Genomic DNA, 16,363 nt, shown 5'->3' on the forward strand with positions numbered 1-16,363 from the left:
GATCAGCACAAGACTCGGCAAATGGGCAACGCCTGCGCTTTCCTGCAGGCGTTGCCTTGTTTAACCCTCAGGCGCGCTCTACATCCGAATACATGAAACGCTGGATACCTTTTCTCAAATCTGAACCAACTGTTGCTGTGGTGCGCCTGAATGGGGTTATCGCCAGCGGCGCACGTGGTCAGCTCAACGATCAGGCGCTTGGCCCGATCCTTGAGAAAGCCTTTAGCCGTGGCAAGCCGGCTGCGGTGGTGCTGGAGATCAATTCGCCCGGTGGCAGCCCTGTGCAAAGCGCGCTGATTGGCGCGCGTATTCGTCGGCTTGCGGAGGAAAAAGAAGTTCCGGTTCTGGCGTTTGTCGAAGATGTGGCTGCGTCGGGTGGGTACTGGCTGGCAGCGGCAGCGGATGAGATTTTTGCGGATGCCAATTCGGTTGTGGGATCGATCGGGGTTATTTCCGCGGGCTTTGGCGCGCATGTGTTCCTGTCGCGACAAGGGATTGAACGGCGGGTGCATACGGCAGGCGGCAGCAAGTCGATGCTGGACCCGTTCCGTCCAGAAAAAGAAGAAGACGTCGCGCGGCTGAAGCGATTGCTCGGCCAGATTCATGGAAATTTCATCGAACACGTGCAAAGCCGTCGTGGCGACAAGCTCGACAAAAGCGAAGATCTGTTTACCGGCGAAATCTGGGCAGGCTCGGATGCGGTGGATTTGGGGCTGATCGACGGGATTGGTCACATGATGCCAGTGTTGAAAGAGCGGTTTGGAGACAAAGTAAAGCTGCGCCGCTATGGCGTTCGGAGATCGGTGTTCCAACGGTTTGGTGCAACGCTGGCGCAGGACGCGCTATCAGGTATTGAGGAGCGTGCGGAATACGCGCGCTTTGGGTTGTAGGCGTGATCTCAAAAATAGTTTTATTGTTTTTGGCTGGCATGGCCGTGCTGGCGATGTTCGGCAAGTTGCGCTATCCGGGTCAGAAGCAATTGAATGCTGCTAAGTGTCAGAATTGCGGACGTTTTAAGATCGGCAAAGGCCCTTGCGGCTGCCGAAAAGGCAAAGGGTAACGCATGGAGTGGCTGTACATCTCGCTCGGACTTGTGATCCTGCTTTTGGCAGGGGACGCACTTGTACGTGGCGCGGTGAATTTGTCTTTGCGGATCGGCATTCCGGCGCTGATTGTTTCGTTGACGATTGTCGCGTTCGGCACCTCGGCGCCGGAGCTGTTGATATCGCTGCAAGCGGCGTTGAAAAATGCGCCGGGCATTGCGCTTGGCAATGTGGTGGGCTCCAATATCGCCAACGTTCTGTTGGTGCTGGGTGTGCCGGCGGCGATGACCACGTTGCACACGTCTGGTAGTGAAACGCGTCGCAGCTTTGTTTTCATGATATTTGGCACAGTCTTGTTCATCGGATTGGCGGCTTGTGGTGTTTTTACCTTCTGGTCCGGTGTGATCCTTTTGATCGCTTTGGCGGTGATGCTGCTGGACGCGATGCGCAGCGCACATCAACACCGCAAAGAGGCGGCCGCCGCCTGCGCACTTGAGGACGACGAAGACGTTGAAGGCGCCGATCCCGATATGCCTTGGTGGCGTATTATTGTGTTTCTTCTGCTTGGGTTGATCGGTTTGCCTTTGGGCGCGGATCTTATGGTGGACAATGCGGAAATCATCGCACGGCGATATGGTGTGAGTGATACCGTGATTGGCCTTACACTGGTTGCGCTGGGCACATCCCTGCCAGAGTTGGCCACGACAGTTATGGCGGCATTGCGCCGTCAGGCGGACGTGGCGTTGGGCAACGTGATCGGGTCCAACATGTTCAACCTGCTTGCGATCATCGGGATCACCTCGATTGTGCATCCGATTGCCGTGGACCCGGATTTCCTCGAATTTGACATGTGGGTCATGTTGGCAGCTTCGCTGATGTTGATTCCATTTGTTTTCATGAAGCGCGACATCACCCGTGTGTGGGGTGTCACCTTTACCGCACTTTACGTGTTGTTCATTTTGATTACGCTGAACTGACCCAGCAGTGGCAGGAGGCAAGATGAAACGGGCATTGGTGACCGGAGCAGGCAAACGGCTTGGCCGCGCGATGGCGTTGTATCTGGCGGACCGCGGGTTTGATGTGGCGGTTCATTTCTCCGGATCAGAGCAGGCTGCAGAAGACACAGCCGCAGACATCCGTGCCAAAGGCCAGAAGGCGGTCACGCTACAGGCCGACCTGTTGGTAGAAAATGAGATGCAGGCGCTGTTCCCGCGGGCCAGTGCGGCGTTGGGTGGGCCGATCACCTGCCTTGTGAACAATGCGTCGATCTTTGAACATGACACAGTGCAGACCGCGTCTCGAGCGAGCTGGGACCGGCATATGGAAAGCAATTTGAGAGCGCCCTATGTGCTGACGCAGGCGATGGCGGCGCAGGGGTTGGTGCCGGAGGTAGACGCCGAAGGCGAGCCGGTGGCCGCAGCGTTGGTGGTCAACATGCTGGACCAGAGGGTGCGCAAGCTGACGCCGGATTTCTCAACCTATACGCTGGCCAAAATGGGGCTCTGGGCGTTAACGCAAACGACGGCGCAGGGGTTGGCGCCCGCAATCCGAGTAAATGCGATCGGGCCAGGGCCGACCTTGCAGGGCGCGCGGCAATCCGCGGCGCAGTTTGAGGCGCAACGAAAGAGCACGGTTTTGGGGCGCGGCGTTGACTCAAACGACATCTGCGCGGCGTTGGGATACTTGCTGGACGCATCGACGGTCACGGGCCAGTTGATCTGTGTCGACGGTGGGCAGCATCTTGGTTGGCAGACGCCAGATGTGATGGGACCGGAGTGACGGAGGGGCAACTTTCGACTGAGTCGGAGGCACGAATTGTTGACCGCCCCCCGCTTTGTATTTGCAGTTAAACTTGCACCTGCGCTGCAAGTTTTGCACTCGTTAAGAAACTGTTAGGAAACTGTTACCTTTTCTACAATGTTTTCAACCATTTGGAAGGGAGTCAAAAAAGTATCGTTTAAAAACAATGGATTATATAATTGCCTATTTTTTGTGCAAATTGCTGAAATGGGCCAAAAACAACGAAAAAATCAGGATGCAGGAAAGTTATCTCCAAACTTATCCACAGGTTCGGTGGATTTGTTTTCTCTTGAAACTAAATCCCGAAGATTGCAGCCGCCCTCAAAGAATCATATTTTAAAGACATGAGTGAGCAGACCCCAAAAGAGACTGACACCCCGACGGGTTATGCCCGCATTCAGGGTTATTTGAAAACGTTGGACGGCTCGCCAGGCGTCTATCGGATGTTGGATGGTGAAAGCCGCGTGCTTTACGTTGGTAAGGCGCGCAATTTGCGGGCGCGGGTGAGCAATTATTCCCGACCGGGAACTCACACTGGTCGGATCGCGCGAATGATCTCGGAAACCGCGTCGATGATGTTTCTCACGACCAAGACGGAGACCGAGGCGCTGCTTTTGGAGCAGAACCTGATCAAGCAGCTTAAGCCGAAGTACAACGTGCTGCTGCGGGACGACAAAAGCTTTCCCAATATTCTGGTGAGTGGCGCGCATGACTTTGCCCAGATCAAAAAGCATCGTGGTGCGAAGAAAGAAAAGGGCAACTATTATGGGCCGTTTGCCAATGCCGGTGCGGTTACCCGGACGCTGAACCAGTTGCAGAAGGTGTTCTTGCTGCGAAACTGTTCGGACTCGATGTTTGAGAGCCGAACACGACCCTGCCTTTTGTATCAGATCAAGCGGTGCTCTGCGCCTTGTGTCGGCAAGATCAGCATCGAGGATTATGCAACCAGCGTGCGTGACGCAGAGCGGTTTTTGTCGGGGCGATCCACGCAGATCCAAGAAGCCTTGGCGGGGCAGATGCAAGACGCGTCAGAGGCGATGGAGTTCGAGCGGGCGGCGGCATTGCGGGATCGCATTCGGGCACTGACGGCGGTTCAGGCCACGCAGGGGATCAACCCGCGCGGGGTGGCCGAGGCCGATGTGATTGCTCTGCATCTGGAGAATGGTCAGGCCTGTGTGCAGGTGTTTTTCATTCGCGCCAATCAGAACTGGGGCAACCACGATTACTATCCACGTGTGGGTGCCGATGTGGATGCCGCCGAAGTGCTGGAAGCCTTTGTCGGGCAGTTTTACGACACCAAGGAACCGCCGCGGCAATTGATTCTGAGCCATCCGATCGAGAACGCGGACCTGATGGCAGAAGCTTTGAGCGGCAAGTTGGGGCGGAAGGTAGAAATTCTGGTGCCGAAGCGGGGTGAGAAAGCCGAGTTGGTCAGTGGCGCGGCACGCAATGCCCGCGAAAGCCTTGCGCGCAAAATGAGCGAGACTGCGACGCAGGCGAAGTTGCTGCGTGGCGTGGCAGAGGCGTTTGATCTCGAAAGCCCGCCGCAGCGCATCGAAGTGTACGACAACAGCCACATTCAGGGGACCAATGCGGTGGGCGGCATGATTGTCGCGGGCCCCGAGGGGTTCATGAAAAACAGCTATCGCAAGTTTAACATCAAAGGCGAAAGCCTGACGCCTGGCGATGACTTTGGCATGATGAAAGAGGTGCTTGAGCGGCGGTTCAAGCGGCTTCTTAAGGAAGATCCGGATCGGGACAAAGGCATGTGGCCGGACTTGCTGTTGATCGACGGCGGTGCGGGTCAAGTGAGTGCTGTGCATGAGATCATGGCAGAGTTCGGCGTTGAAGACATTCCAATGGTCGGCGTGGCCAAGGGGGTGGACCGCGATCACGGCAAAGAGGAATTCCACCGGATCGGCAAACGCGTGATGGCGCTTAGGCGCAATGATCCGGTTCTGTATTTTGTTCAGCGCCTTCGGGACGAAGCGCACAGGTTTGCGATTGGCACACATCGAGCCAAGCGGGCGAAGGCCATTGGGGCAACGCCGCTGGATGACGTGCCTGGCGTGGGCGCGACCCGTAAGCGGGCGTTGTTGGCGCATTTTGGCAGCGCCAAGGCGGTGAGCCGGGCCAATCTGGCGGATTTGAAAGCGGTGGACGGGGTGTCTGATGCGCTTGCGGAAGCGATCTATGACTATTTCCACGAGGGCGGCTGAGATCGCTGGCTTAGGCCTTGGGATGCGCTTTGTTGTAGACATCCATCAGGTGTGCTGTGTCGACCTGCGTATAAGCTTGCGTTGTTGACAGAGACGCGTGGCCAAGAAGCTCCTGAATGGTGCGTAGATCACCACCAGCCGCCAAAAGATGTGTCGCAAAGCTGTGGCGCATGGCATGCGGGGTGGCCGTAGCGGGCAGGCCGAGCTGCATGCGCGTTTGCTGCATAGCCTTTTGGACCGCACGCGGGCCAAGGGCTGCGCCGCGCACGCCGCGAAACAGCGCCATATCGGGGGTGATCTCGACCGGACAGAGGCGGACGTAGGCATCAACCGCATCACGGGCTGCATCGATCACCGGCACCACGCGCTCTTTGCCGCCCTTACCAATAATACGAAGCGAAGCAGGTAAGGGCACGTCAGCGCCGGTCAATCCCAGCGCTTCGGATATGCGCAAGCCGCAGCCATAGAGCAGGGTTATCACCGCAGTGTCACGCGCGCCCACCCAATCACTTTGGGATTGCAGCTCGACTGTGTCGATCACTGCTTTGGCGGCGTCTTCGGCTAGCGGACGCGGCAGTTTGGCCTGAAACTTGGGTGCGCGGGTGGACAGCACGGCGGTTGGGTCGAATCCTTCGCGATCCGCCAGCCAGCGATAGAAACTTTTGACGGCGGACAGTTTGCGCGCCAGAGAGCGTGCAGAAAGTCCATCGGCGCGTTCGGATGCCATCCAGCTGCGCATGTCCGGAACACCGATCTGTGTCAGCGGGCCAAGGCCTTGTTGCGCGCCTTTGTGCAACGTCATGAACGTTAGGTAGTCAATGAGATCGCGTTGATAGGCGATCAGAGTGTTTTCCGACGCGCCCGACAGCGCGGCCCGATGGGTCAGGAATGTGGCAAGGGCTTCGCGGGCAGCGGGGCTGATCACGACAACCAGCGACGCATGGCCCGTTCAAACACACCGGCAAAGAACGCCAGCAGATCCGCGCCTTGCTGTGGCGTGAACTGATGCGGGTCCTCGGCACCCATCACGAGCATGCCGGGCAGGCGGCCTTCGCCCAGGTCAAGTCGCAGGCAAGCCTCGGACCGGATCCAGTCGGCGTCTTCGCCATAGACGGCTTCGGCGCCGGTTTGCAATTGGCGCAGTGTAATCTGGCGCGCGGGCATAGAGCGCCCGCCGGTCAGGTAGCCGTCAATAAAGCCGGGTTCCGCCACTGAGAGCACATCGCCCAAGCTTTGGATATTGGCATCCGTGGTGGTGTCCTGTTCGGTTTCCAGCACCAAACGCACCGAATCGACGCGCAGAATGTCGGCAACTTCGCTGCCAAGTTCGCGTAGGAAACTTTCGAAATCTACGGGATCAAGCATGCGCAGAATGGCGCGGTGCACCTGATTGGTGCCGGCCAGATTGTCATAAGCCGCTGCAATCACGCTGCGGTGGGTGTCTTCCAGACGGTCCAGCCGTGCCTCAAGCCGCTCCATAGCGATGCCACGCAGATCGACGATGTTGCCGCCCATGGTCTTTTCATTCGCGGCGATCAGCGCGCGCATGAGATCGCGGTCTTCGAGAATCACATCGGGTTGCGAAATGATTTTATCACGCAGGGTGTCGTCAATCTGTGGAGTGCTGCTCATGTCGGTGCCATTTTAGGTCGTTGGCGGCACTTTAGCAGAGCCGCGCCGCGAATGCCGCAACTTTTTTGGCCTCGGTTAATGGCCTCGGCGCAGGATCGCTGTCTTGCCTTTGCGGCCTAGATCGCCATGCTTGAAATTTCGTTGGGAATGACGTTTCTGGCGGTGGAAATCAAACCGGATTAAGAAACGATGACAGAGCCCGACGCGGGACCAGAATTCTATGAAGAAGGCGCGCTGGTGGCGGTTCTGACCACGCAGCCGTTGGATCGTTTTCTGGACTATAAAGCGCCGGAAGGCGGCTGTTTTCTCGGCGCATTTGTCGAGGTTCCGCTGGGCCCGCGCCGCGTGCTGGGCGTTATCTGGGGGCCGGGGAAGGGCGATTTTGACATTTCGCGCATTCGGGCGGTGCAGCGGGTATTGGATGTCGCGCCTATGGGCGCGGATATGCGGCTATTTCTTGAACGCGCGGCGCAATACACGCTGACGCCGCTGCATGCGATGTTGCGCTTAGCGACCCGCGCGCCCGGGCTGAGCGGCCCGCCTTCGATGCGCAGAATTTATCGGTTGGGCGAGGGTGAACCGGATCGCCAGACTGATGCGCGGCGGCGGGTTTTGGAAACCCTGCGCGATTATGGCGGCCTAAGTTTCACGATGGGCGAGCTGGCAGAGATGGCCGGAGTCACAAATTCGGTGGTGAAGGGGTTGGTAAAGCAAGGCGTTGTTCGCGAGGAGGACGCGCCGCGCGATGTGCCTTTCATGCGGCTTGATCCGGACTATGGCGGCAAGGCGCTGACCGAAGCGCAGGCAGAAGGCGCCGAGGCGCTGCGCGTTGGGGTGCAGTCCGGCACGTATGGCACAACTTTGCTGCGGGGCGTCACGGGGTCGGGCAAGACCGAAGTTTATCTTGAGGCGGTTGCAGAATGTCTGCGCAAAGGACGGCAAGCGTTGGTTCTGTTGCCTGAAATTGCCCTGACCTCCGAGTTTCTGACCCGTGTGGAGGCACGGTTCGGAGCCAAGCCTGCCGAATGGCATTCGGGTGTCACGATCACCGAGCGGCGGCGGGCTTGGAAAATGGTTGGGCAGGGCGGCGCGCAGATGGTGATCGGGGCGCGGTCTGCGCTTTTCTTGCCGTATCGTGATCTGGGGCTGATCGTTGTCGATGAAGAACACGACACATCTTACAAGCAGGAAGATGGCGTTCTTTATAACGCCCGCGATATGGCTGTCTTGCGGGCCTCCATGGCCTCAGCACGTGTGGTGCTGGCCTCAGCCACTCCAAGTCTTGAAAGCTGGACCAATGCCGAGGCGGGCAAATACGAAAAGTTGGAGTTGACCTCGCGCTATGGCGCGGCGGTGCTGCCGGAAATGCGCGCGATTGACATGCGCGTTGAGGATCTGCCGCGGGACCGGTGGATTTCACCAACGCTCAAACGGGCCGTGGACAAGCGGATCGCGTCCGGTGAGCAGGCGCTCTTGTTTATCAACCGTCGTGGATATGCGCCGGTAACGATCTGTCGCGCCTGCGGCCATCAAGTTGGCTGTGATCATTGCGATGCGCGCATGGTGGAGCATCGTTTCCTCAAGCGGCTGGTATGCCACCAATGTGGCGAAACCAAACCCATGCCGGATGCCTGCCCAAGCTGTGAGGTCGAGGGCAAGTTGGCCCCTGTAGGCCCCGGGGTTGAACGATTGGCTGAAGAAGCCGAAAAGCTTTGGCCAGACGCGCGCCAAGCGGTGTTATCATCGGACCTTTTTGGCTCAGCACGTGCTTTGAAAGAAGGCATCGAAACCATTGCCAGGGGTGGTGCAGATATCATCATCGGCACGCAATTGGTCGCTAAAGGCCACAATTTCCCGCTGCTCACATTGGTGGGCGTGATCGACGCTGATCTCGGTCTGCAAGGTTCTGACCTGCGCGCCGCAGAACGCACATTCCAGCTCATGCGTCAGGTCGCCGGCCGCGCTGGCCGCTCGGAAAAGCCCGGCCAAGCCTTGTTACAAACCTATCAGCCGGAGCATCCGGTAATCCGCTCAACGCTGGCAGGCGATGAACTTGGCTTTTGGCGCGCAGAAGCGGACGAGCGTCGCATCGCAGGCGTGCCGCCGTTTGGTCGCATGGCTGGGATCATCCTGTCAGGCGAGGACGTCACACAGGTGTTTGATCTGGGCAACGCACTGGCGCGCAACACTGGCATGCTGCGCGCTATAGGGGCGGAGGTTTACGGTCCGGCTCCGGCGCCGATTGCGCGTGTGCGTGGCCGTCACCGCGTGCGCCTTTTGGTCAAGGCCGACAAGGGCGCTCCCTTGCAGGCGGCCCTTGCGAAATGGGTTGGACAATTCAAACTCAAAGGCGATCTGCGTCTTGCGGTGGATATAGATCCACAGAGTTTTTACTGACCTTCCTCTTGCCCCAAATATCCCGGAGCGCGAGGCAGCGCCTCGCACCAAGTCCACCTGTGCGCCAAAGGCGCTCAATGTTATCGCCTGCCCTGCTTCACACGCTCTGTGCGAAAATGACTCTCGCCAAGTCTGCATCACAGGCGTACACGCGTCATATGTTTGAAAAAATCTCACTTGATGATGCGCAAAACCTGCCGGTCTGGCGTCGGCCAATGGCGCTTTTGGTGTTGATGGCAATTGGCATGCCGGTTGCGTTTAACGTCTGGTCTGCCTTGCTCAATAACTTTGTGATTGAGGTCGCTGGATTTGACGGCGCCGACATTGGTCTTTTGCACACGGTGCGCGAAATTCCGGGGTTTCTCGCAGTTTTGGTGATCTATCTGCTGTTTTTGTTCCGCGAACAGACGCTTGGACTTGTCTCTTTGTTGCTGCTGGGTGTCGCCACGGCGGTGACAGCCTATTTCCCGTCGATGGCCGGCATTTTGATGATCACCATGCTCAGCTCCATTGGGTTTCACTACTATGAAACTGTGAACCAATCTTTGCAGTTGCAATGGATCGACAAAAAGGTCGCGCCAAAAACGTTGGGCTATTTGCTGGCGGTTGGCTCAGCGGCGACGCTGGTGGCCTATGGGCTGATTGTTCTCAGCTGGAAGCGGTTCGATCTGAGCTATGAGGTGGTCTATATGGTGGGCGGAGGCGTCACTGCGGTGATCGCGCTCTATTGCATGTTTGCTTTCCCACAGTTTGAGAGCCGCACACCGCAGGCGCGAACGATGGTGCTCAAGAAACGCTACTGGCTTTACTATGCGATGCAGTTCATGGCCGGCGCGCGGCGGCAGATATTTGTGGTCTTCGCGGGTTTCATGATGGTCGAGCGTTTCGGATTTGATGTGCACGAAATCACCGCGCTTTATCTGATCAATCTGGTGGCAAACATTGCATTGGCACCGCTGTTCGGTCATGCGGTGTCGCGGTTTGGTGAGCGGCGCACGCTGATTTTTGAATACGCCGGTCTGGTAATCGTGTTCCTTGCCTATGGCGGCATATATTTCTTTGGATGGGGACTTGTGCTGGCCTGTGTGCTTTATGTGATCGACCACATGTTGTTCGCGCTGGCCTTGGCGCTCAAGACCTATTTCCAGAAGATTGCGGACCCCGAAGATATCGCACCTACGGCCGCTGTCGCCTTTACGATCAACCACATCGCGGCTGTTTTCCTGCCGGTTCTTTTGGGCCTCTTGTGGCTGGTGTCGCCGGGTGCAGTTTTTGCTTTGGCTGCGGTTATGGCAGGGATATCGTTGTTCCTCGCCACACTGATCCCACGGCACCCGGAAAAGGGCAACGAAACCCGATTGGTGCGTTACTCGCCGACGCCCGCGGAGTAGCGGATGCAAGCGCGGGGCAGATTTCTGGACGGCTCCACAATGGGGCACGTGGTGCGCATGACGCTGACGGGTGCTGCGGGCATTACATTTGTTTTTCTGGTTGATCTGGCAAACTTGTTCTGGCTGTCCAAATTCGGCGACCCCAAGATGGTCGCCGCCATGGGCTTTGCTTTTGCGATACAGTTTTTCTCAGTCTCAAGCGGCATCGGGTTGATGATTGCCACCACGGCGCTGGTGTCGCGGCGTATCGGCATGGGGGAGCGATCCCGCGCGCGTGAAGACGCCACAGCGTCGATGTTGATCACCGTCGGGTTTCAGGCGCTGGCGGGGGCTTTGATCGTCGCTTCTCGCTATCCGCTGCTGGAATTGGTCGGGGCCGAGGGCGAGACGTTGCAATATGCCGCGCGGTATTTGTTGATAACCATCCCGTCGCTGTCGGTCATGGCCCTTGGCCTTGTGGGCACAGCTGTGTTGCGGGCCGAAGGTGACGGGAAGCGGGCCATGTTTGTCACGCTCACGTCTGGCACGATCTCGATGGCGGTAGATCCCTTCCTGATCCTGTACCTTGGCTGGGGTATTGACGGGGCGGCATGGGCCTTGGTGCTGTCGCGCGTGGTGCTGGCGATCATGGCGCTGCGGTTTGCGATCGGCACACACAATCTTTTGGCGCGGCCTGCGCTTTGGGCTGTGCGGAGATTGGCCGGTCCGTTTTTTGCCGTGGCCTTGCCTGCGATGTTGACGCAACTGGCCGCGCCTTTTGGCAACTACCTTTTGACCGGCGTGATTGCCGGATTTGGCGACAGCGCCGTTGCGGGCTGGGCAGTGATGAACCGGCTGACGGTTGTGGCCTTTGGTGGTATCTTTTCACTGTCCGGCGCGATTGGCGGGATTTTTGGCCAGAACTATGGCGCCAAGCAATATGACCGACTGCGCAGTACTTTTCGCGACGCGCTGGTGTTTTCCATGGGCTACACGCTTGTCGCTTGGATCCTGCTGGCAAGCACGGCCGGGTTGGTGATCGAAGGCTTCGGGTTGGACGGTAAAGGGGGCGAGGTTTATCGCGCGTTTGCTTATGTCGGGGCCGGGGGCTTTTTGCTGGTTGGCACGCTGTTTGTGTCAAACGCAACATTTAACAATCTGGGCAAGCCAGGACGTTCCACAATGATCAACTGGGTACGGGATGGGGTACTGATCTTGCCTGCTGCAATGCTGGGCGCGGCGTGGTTCGCGGCCCCGGGTGTCGTTTATGGTCAGACTGTCGTGGGCGGTGTTGTCGGGATCTTGGCGGCGTTGTGGAGTGGGCTGTTTCTGCGCGGTTTCGGGGGCAGTGATGATGCCAGCGAACTTGACCCTGCATCTGAGAGCGCCTAAGCGCAGCGCAGCGACATTTGGAGAGCCGTCATGCCCACATTCACCGCATTAACCACATTGCCCGGCAAAGATCAGGCCGACAAGCTTGGGGACGCCATGGAGCGTCTGGTGCCGGAGCCCACCGGCGTCGGCGTGTTTGAGATGGAAGACGGCTCGGGCCTTTGGGAAATCGGTGGCTATTTCGTGGAAAGCCCCGATGAGGCAGGTCTGGCGGTTTTAGCGGCGGCCTTTGGCGCGAAACCCTTTGTGGTAAGCGAGTTGCCGGAAACGGATTGGGTCGCGCATGTGAAACGCGAGTTGGCGCCGGTAGAAGCGGGTCGGTTCTTTGTCTATGGCAGCCACGATGCGGATCAGATTCCTCAGGGGGCTGAGCCGTTGTTGATTGAGGCGGCGATGGCCTTTGGCACGGGCCACCACGGCACAACATTAGGCTGCCTCAAGGCGTTGGATCGACTGGCAAACGGCGGGTTCGTTGGCAAAAACGTGGTAGACATCGGGTGCGGCACGGCGGTTCTGGCGATGGGTGCGGCACGGATCTGGCCGGATGTGGTTCTGGCAAGTGACATTGATGAGGTCGCGGTTGAAGTGGCCGAGGCCAATGTGAAGGCAAACGCGCTGGAGGGAAAGGTGGTCTGCCTTGAGGCTGCGGGATTTGGGCATCCGGATCTGGTGGCCAAAGCGCCATACGATCTGGTGTTCGCCAACATCCTGAAAGCGCCTTTGATTGATATGGCGCCGGACATGGGCGGCAATATCTCGGCGCAGGGTCACGCCATCTTGTCAGGCATCCTTAATGAGCAAGCCGATGACGTGGTCGCAGCCTATGATGCATCGGGTTTTGACGTGCACACACGCGAGGAAGTAGGAGAGTGGACGACGTTAACCTTAACAAGGCGCTGACAAGCGTTCGTTAATCACATCTTAAGACTTCAAGAGAATCGGGCGGCTTCGGCTGCCCTTTTTTGTGGTTGCCCGCACGGCATTGTTGGGTGATACTAAACAGTAAGCGGGTGACAAATGTACTGTTTCCAAGTGATACGAAAGAATGCGGCATTCTCGCCAGATTTGTCCAGATTTTGACGTATTTTCGGCTACTTGCCTTACTTTCGCCACATTTCGGCACGAATTTGAACTTGTTTGGTGGGGGCCAAATGTAGAGCCAGTGCCATGAGTGAATCCTACGCAGAATTTCACGACCGTCTTGCCAAGATTTATCGTCAGCAAGCCAAGACCGGCCGCCTCGGACGCAAAGCCGTGGCGATTGACCGCAGCGGCTATGTCATCGTTAAAGGGAAGGCGAACCGTCGCAGCTTTCCCTGGACAGGTTTGATGATGGTTATGGTGGCATTCTTTGCCATCAAAGGCGTCATGATTGCTCAGTTTGGTCCCGATTTTTATTCCCAGAATGTTGCACGGATGGCGGATGCCTCTGTTGCTGAGCAGGCGGCGGCCTGGACCATGAGCCCGGATCCAATTAGTCGCTGGGTCGCGTTGCAGCTCAAATCTGTGTTCTGAGTCACACAAGAATTCGCCGATCCCTCCAAGATCGTACAAAACAGCCCCGGGTCTCTCTCCCCGGGGCTGTTTTGTGTTTGACGCCAGGACAGCGGACAAAGAAAAACCGTGGTGCGGCGCACCACGGCTTTCAAAGCGGTAAATAAGTCGCCTTGCGGCGGGTCTTTCCGATCAGCGGATCGAAAAAATGTCGTCGCGCGACAGGCCGATGTCGGTGAGTTCGCGATCGCTGAGCTGGCTCAGTGCGTTGCGAGTCAGGCGTGCGTCGTTCCAAGCGGCAATCGCTGCGACGCCGGAGGAGACAAGCTGGCCGAAATGGCCAAGTGTTGCGGTGTTTGCTGTGTTATCGATCGAGGCCATTTCCGAATTCCTTTGTGTTGGTGTTGCGTGGTCCGCGTTGTGATGAGCGGCAAATAGGGATCAGAGATTAACAAAACAAGCGGCTTTTTTGGCATAGGTGGGATGCATTCTTTGCATAGGTGGAAAATCGCCGATAAACCTTGAAAATAAAGCCAAAAGCGACCTGACTTGTGTCGTTTTTGATGCGTGAACACAGATGAATTTTCTACGTTTGTCGCCAAGCGGTAATTCGGCGTCGCAAACGAGAGGTGCGCGAATGTCTTGGCGTTTGTTCTCGTTTCGTGCTACTGCAGGAAAAAATGTGAAAAACTTTGTGGCAGTGGGGCAAAAAGATGCGGGTTTTGGGAATCGATCCGGGGTTGCGCAACATGGGTTGGGGCGTGATTGACGCGGACGGCAGCCGGCTTAGCCATGTTGCAAACGGAATTTGTCATTCGGTGGGGCAGGATTTGGCGGCGCGACTGTTGTCGCTGCACACCCAATTGACAGACGTTGTTGCGCAGTTTCAGCCTGATCACGCAGCCATTGAGCAGACCTTTGTCAACAAAGACGGAGCTGGCACTCTGAAACTTGGCCAGGCGCGCGGTGTTGCGTTGCTTGTTCCTGCGCAGGCCGGGCTGGTGATCGGGGAATACGCCCCCAATAAGGTGAAGAAGACCGTTGTCGGCGTGGGCCATGCAGAAAAGCATCAGGTGGAGCATATGGTGAAGCTACAATTGCCAGGTGTCAGCATCAACGGGCCGGATGCGGCGGATGCTCTGGCGATCGCGATTTGCCACGCACATTACGCCAAGGCGGGCGCAGGATATGAAGCGGCGTTGAAAAGGGCTTCGGCATGATTGGTAAGATCTCCGGCATCGTGGAGTACCGCACAACAGATCACGTCCTAATCGACGTTCGTGGCGTGGGGTATGTTGTCTATTGTTCGGATCGGGTTTTGGCAACGCTGCCTGGCAAGGGCGAGGCGGTGGCGCTTTATACGGATTTGTTGGTGCGGGAAGACTTGCTGCAACTCTTTGGCTTTTCGACGCTTCTGGAAAAAGAGTGGCACCGTTTGCTGATGAGTGTGCAAGGCATTGGCGCCAAGGCGTCTTTGGCCATATTGGGAACTCTGGGGGCCGAGGGCGTCGGACGCGCGATTGCGTTGAGCGATGTAACGGCGATCAAAGCGGCCAAGGGGATTGGCCCCAAAACGGCCCAACGTGTGGTAATCGAATTAAAGGACAGAGCGCCGGAGGTTATGGCTTTGGCGGGAAGTTTGGCGGACGCTATGGGAGAGACCTCTGTGGCGCCGGCGTCAGAGGACGTGATTGACGAGAGCGACGGCGCGCCGGCGAAGGTGAGGCCGGGAGGTGTTGCAAGCGGGGCTGCAGCGCAAGCTGCGGCCAGCGTTCAGGCGGACGCAATGTCGGCATTAGCCAATCTAGGCTACGGCCCGTCTGATGCGGCACAAGCAGTGGCGCAGGTGTCAGGCGAGAACGGCGATGCGGATGCCGCTACGCTGATCCGATTGGCGCTTAAGCTGTTGGCACCTAAGGGGTAAATGATGGATCAACCTGACCCCACACTGCGCCCTGAGGTGCGGCCTGAGGATGCGGATCGCGCGCTCCGGCCGCAGGTTTTAGAAGATTTTATCGGCCAGCGCGAAGCGCGCGCCAACCTTCGTGTGTTCATCGAAAGTGCCAAACGACGTGGTGAGGCCATGGATCACACACTTTTCCATGGTCCCCCCGGTTTGGGCAAGACCACATTGGCGCAAATCATGGCCCGCGAATTGGGGGTAAGCTTTCGCATGACGTCTGGTCCGGTGTTGGCCAAGGCCGGTGATTTGGCCGCCATCCTGACCAATCTAGAAGCGCGTGACGTCCTTTTTATCGATGAAATTCACCGGCTTAATCCCGTTGTTGAAGAAATCCTCTATCCCGCGATGGAGGATTTCGAGCTGGACTTGGTGATCGGGGAAGGACCGGCGGCGCGGACGGTGCGGATTGAATTGCAGCCGTTCACGCTGGTTGGGGCGACCACGCGGTTGGGGTTGTTGACGACGCCTTTGCGAGACCGCTTTGGGATTCCGACGCGATTGCAGTTCTACACCGAGGATGAGCTCAACGAGATTGTCACCCGAAATGCACGCAAGTTGGGTGTTCCCACAGACGATGCGGGTGCACGTGAGATCGCACGCCGGTCGCGTGGAACGCCCCGAATTGCGGGGCGGTTGTTGCGTCGGGTGGTGGATTTTGCGCTGGTGGAAGGTGACGGGAGTATCTCAAAAACCCTTGCGGACAGCGCACTTACGCGACTTGGAGTGGACCGTATTGGGCTGGATGGTGCGGACAGACGCTACCTCATGTTTATTGCTGAAAACTATGGTGGCGGGCCGGTCGGCATCGATACGATCTCGGCCGCGTTGTCTGAGAGCCGGGATGCGCTTGAAGAGGTGATTGAACCGTTTTTGTTGCAACAGGGACTGGTGCAGCGCACACCGCGAGGGCGGATGTTGGCGCCAAAAGCCTGGCAGCATCTGGGATTGGATGCGCCCAAACGACCGGATCAAACCACCCTGTTTGAGTGATGCTGTATTGCGTCGGTATCGCGTCGGTAACGCGACAGTGTCATAATTAGGGTCAGGAGAGCG

Annotated in this window: 15 protein-coding genes; 12 read left to right on the plus strand and 3 right to left on the minus strand. The window is 57.7% G+C overall.

Going from position 1 to position 16,363, the window contains the following annotated elements; translation table 11 throughout:
- Positions 1 to 92 precede the first annotated feature (92 nt).
- The 4 genes from SHIM_RS17765 (at position 93) to uvrC (ending at position 5,062) form a co-directional block, all read left to right on the plus strand.
- Positions 93 to 890 (plus strand): S49 family peptidase, encoded by a 798-nt coding sequence (locus SHIM_RS17765; RefSeq protein ID WP_054004031.1) that lies wholly within the window; start codon positions 93 to 95, stop codon positions 888 to 890.
- Positions 891 to 1,063: 173 nt separating this feature from the next.
- Positions 1,064 to 2,020 carry a calcium/sodium antiporter gene (locus SHIM_RS17775; RefSeq protein WP_054004033.1) on the plus strand — a complete coding sequence of 319 codons (957 nt, stop codon included), beginning with the start codon at positions 1,064 to 1,066 and terminating at the stop codon, positions 2,018 to 2,020.
- Positions 2,021 to 2,042: 22 nt separating this feature from the next.
- Positions 2,043 to 2,822: an SDR family oxidoreductase gene (locus SHIM_RS17780; protein WP_054004148.1), complete on the plus strand. Its 780-nt coding sequence runs from the start codon at positions 2,043 to 2,045 to the stop codon at positions 2,820 to 2,822.
- A 365-nt stretch (positions 2,823 to 3,187) separates the two neighbouring features.
- On the plus strand, positions 3,188 to 5,062 hold the full coding sequence (uvrC, locus tag SHIM_RS17785) for an excinuclease ABC subunit UvrC (RefSeq protein WP_054004034.1): 1,875 nt from the start codon (positions 3,188 to 3,190) through the stop codon (positions 5,060 to 5,062).
- A 10-nt stretch (positions 5,063 to 5,072) separates the two neighbouring features.
- On the opposite strand, the gene SHIM_RS17790 is transcribed toward uvrC, so the two are convergent.
- Both SHIM_RS17790 and SHIM_RS17795 read right to left on the minus strand, forming a co-directional pair.
- Positions 5,073 to 5,987: a tyrosine recombinase XerC gene (locus SHIM_RS17790; RefSeq protein WP_082358462.1), complete on the minus strand. Its 915-nt coding sequence runs from the start codon at positions 5,985 to 5,987 to the stop codon at positions 5,073 to 5,075.
- Positions 5,984 to 6,694, minus strand: a complete 711-nt coding sequence (locus SHIM_RS17795; RefSeq protein WP_054004036.1) for a DUF484 family protein — start codon at positions 6,692 to 6,694, stop codon at positions 5,984 to 5,986. Before SHIM_RS17795 ends, SHIM_RS17790 begins: the two co-directional genes overlap by 4 nt.
- A gap of 189 nt (positions 6,695 to 6,883) precedes the next feature.
- Here SHIM_RS17795 and SHIM_RS17800 point away from each other — a divergent pair, with 189 nt between their 5' ends.
- The 5 genes from SHIM_RS17800 to SHIM_RS17820 all read left to right on the plus strand — a co-directional run bounded on the left by SHIM_RS17800 (position 6,884) and on the right by SHIM_RS17820 (position 13,368).
- Complete coding sequence (locus SHIM_RS17800) at positions 6,884 to 9,091, plus strand: primosomal protein N' (protein WP_054004037.1); 2,208 nt, start codon at positions 6,884 to 6,886, stop codon at positions 9,089 to 9,091.
- 158 nt (positions 9,092 to 9,249) lie between these two features.
- Positions 9,250 to 10,482 carry an MFS transporter gene (locus tag SHIM_RS17805; RefSeq protein ID WP_054004038.1) on the plus strand — a complete coding sequence of 411 codons (1,233 nt, stop codon included), beginning with the start codon at positions 9,250 to 9,252 and terminating at the stop codon, positions 10,480 to 10,482.
- 3 nt (positions 10,483 to 10,485) lie between these two features.
- Positions 10,486 to 11,853 (plus strand): MATE family efflux transporter, encoded by a 1,368-nt coding sequence (locus SHIM_RS17810; RefSeq protein ID WP_054004039.1) that lies wholly within the window; start codon positions 10,486 to 10,488, stop codon positions 11,851 to 11,853.
- A 30-nt stretch (positions 11,854 to 11,883) separates the two neighbouring features.
- Entirely contained in the window at positions 11,884 to 12,753 is an 870-nt protein-coding gene (locus SHIM_RS17815) for a 50S ribosomal protein L11 methyltransferase (RefSeq protein ID WP_054004040.1), read from the plus strand.
- 267 nt (positions 12,754 to 13,020) lie between these two features.
- Positions 13,021 to 13,368 carry a hypothetical protein gene (locus tag SHIM_RS17820; RefSeq protein WP_054004041.1) on the plus strand — a complete coding sequence of 116 codons (348 nt, stop codon included), beginning with the start codon at positions 13,021 to 13,023 and terminating at the stop codon, positions 13,366 to 13,368.
- A 171-nt stretch (positions 13,369 to 13,539) separates the two neighbouring features.
- On the opposite strand, the gene SHIM_RS17825 is transcribed toward SHIM_RS17820, so the two are convergent.
- A complete protein-coding gene (locus tag SHIM_RS17825; protein WP_054004042.1) occupies positions 13,540 to 13,728 on the minus strand; it encodes a DUF1127 domain-containing protein in 189 nt (62 codons plus the stop codon).
- A 332-nt stretch (positions 13,729 to 14,060) separates the two neighbouring features.
- On the opposite strand from SHIM_RS17825, the gene ruvC reads away from it, so the two are divergent.
- From ruvC to ruvB, 3 genes are read left to right on the plus strand one after another with little or no spacing between them, the layout of a single operon-like run.
- On the plus strand, positions 14,061 to 14,567 hold the full coding sequence (gene ruvC / locus SHIM_RS17830) for a crossover junction endodeoxyribonuclease RuvC (protein WP_054004043.1): 507 nt from the start codon (positions 14,061 to 14,063) through the stop codon (positions 14,565 to 14,567).
- Positions 14,564 to 15,271: a Holliday junction branch migration protein RuvA gene (gene ruvA, locus SHIM_RS17835; RefSeq protein WP_054004044.1), complete on the plus strand. Its 708-nt coding sequence runs from the start codon at positions 14,564 to 14,566 to the stop codon at positions 15,269 to 15,271. Before ruvC ends, ruvA begins: the two co-directional genes overlap by 4 nt.
- A 3-nt stretch (positions 15,272 to 15,274) precedes the next feature.
- Positions 15,275 to 16,300 (plus strand): Holliday junction branch migration DNA helicase RuvB, encoded by a 1,026-nt coding sequence (gene ruvB, locus SHIM_RS17840; protein ID WP_054004149.1) that lies wholly within the window; start codon positions 15,275 to 15,277, stop codon positions 16,298 to 16,300.
- The last annotated feature ends 63 nt before the right edge of the window (positions 16,301 to 16,363 follow it).

The sequence above is a fragment of the Shimia sp. SK013 genome (assembly GCF_001292625.1).
Taxonomy (GTDB): Bacteria; Pseudomonadota; Alphaproteobacteria; order Rhodobacterales; family Rhodobacteraceae; genus Shimia.

What these genes read in the sequence shown, in the direction of transcription:
- ruvB (WP_054004149.1), top strand. Translation starts at nt 15,275, where the DNA reads ATGGATCAACCTGACCCCACACTGCGCCCTGAGGTGCGGCCTGAGGAT.
- SHIM_RS17765 (WP_054004031.1), top strand. Translation starts at nt 93, where the DNA reads ATGAAACGCTGGATACCTTTTCTCAAATCTGAACCAACTGTTGCTGTG.
- ruvC (WP_054004043.1), top strand. Translation starts at nt 14,061, where the DNA reads ATGCGGGTTTTGGGAATCGATCCGGGGTTGCGCAACATGGGTTGGGGC.
- SHIM_RS17775 (WP_054004033.1), top strand. Translation starts at nt 1,064, where the DNA reads ATGGAGTGGCTGTACATCTCGCTCGGACTTGTGATCCTGCTTTTGGCA.
- SHIM_RS17820 (WP_054004041.1), top strand. Translation starts at nt 13,021, where the DNA reads ATGAGTGAATCCTACGCAGAATTTCACGACCGTCTTGCCAAGATTTAT.
- SHIM_RS17780 (WP_054004148.1), top strand. Translation starts at nt 2,043, where the DNA reads ATGAAACGGGCATTGGTGACCGGAGCAGGCAAACGGCTTGGCCGCGCG.
- ruvA (WP_054004044.1), top strand. Translation starts at nt 14,564, where the DNA reads ATGATTGGTAAGATCTCCGGCATCGTGGAGTACCGCACAACAGATCAC.
- SHIM_RS17815 (WP_054004040.1), top strand. Translation starts at nt 11,884, where the DNA reads ATGCCCACATTCACCGCATTAACCACATTGCCCGGCAAAGATCAGGCC.
- uvrC (WP_054004034.1), top strand. Translation starts at nt 3,188, where the DNA reads ATGAGTGAGCAGACCCCAAAAGAGACTGACACCCCGACGGGTTATGCC.
- SHIM_RS17810 (WP_054004039.1), top strand. Translation starts at nt 10,486, where the DNA reads ATGCAAGCGCGGGGCAGATTTCTGGACGGCTCCACAATGGGGCACGTG.
- SHIM_RS17800 (WP_054004037.1), top strand. Translation starts at nt 6,884, where the DNA reads ATGACAGAGCCCGACGCGGGACCAGAATTCTATGAAGAAGGCGCGCTG.
- SHIM_RS17795 (WP_054004036.1), bottom strand. Translation starts at nt 6,694, where the DNA reads ATGAGCAGCACTCCACAGATTGACGACACCCTGCGTGATAAAATCATT.
- SHIM_RS17825 (WP_054004042.1), bottom strand. Translation starts at nt 13,728, where the DNA reads ATGGCCTCGATCGATAACACAGCAAACACCGCAACACTTGGCCATTTC.
- SHIM_RS17805 (WP_054004038.1), top strand. Translation starts at nt 9,250, where the DNA reads ATGTTTGAAAAAATCTCACTTGATGATGCGCAAAACCTGCCGGTCTGG.